1 protein-coding gene is annotated in these 579 nt (G+C 60.3%); it reads right to left on the reverse strand.

Annotated features, from left to right (window positions below; translation table 11 throughout):
- The coding region (locus tag DU29_RS01000000130625; protein WP_161781317.1) for an efflux RND transporter permease subunit at positions 1-579 on the reverse strand (579 nt) is incomplete at both ends.

Below are 579 nucleotides of genomic sequence, written 5' to 3' on the forward strand. Positions count from 1 at the left end.
TTCGCCTTGGTGCGGTCCACTACGGCGTCAAGCTGCGGCACATTGGCCTGATAGGAACTGATCGGATATTGGAATCCCGGTTCTTGCGAGATGGCCGTCGCCAGCTCGGTGGTCGCCGTCTGCAATGCGGCATAGCCCTCACGGTTGCGATCCTGCACGTAAAGAGAGAACCCGGAACCCGCGCCCAGCCCCATGACAGGGGGCGGCATGATGGCAAAGGCCAGGCCGTCCTGCTCCTGAGCGAAGCGCTCGTTCAACTGTTCCGCAATCTCGGTTGCAGTGTGCTTGCGCTCATTGATGGGCTTGAGTATGAAATACACTAGGCCGCTATTGGACGTGTTGGTCAACTGCAAGGCGTTCATGCCCGGGAACTGCACGGCGTTGTAGACGCCATCGGTCTTGAGCGCGATGTCGCTCACACGGCGGACCAGCGCTTCCGTGCGCTCCAGGGATGCACCCTCGGGTAGCTGGATGACACCGATGAGATACAGCTTGTCCTGCATGGGGATGAATCCGCCAGGGACGGCCTTGAACACAGCTCCCGTCGCCACCAGTAGCGCGATGTAGACGAGAAACACC

The organism is Pseudomonas sp. Ant30-3, assembly GCF_000690905.1.
In the GTDB taxonomy this organism is placed as follows: Bacteria; Pseudomonadota; Gammaproteobacteria; order Pseudomonadales; family Pseudomonadaceae; genus Aquipseudomonas.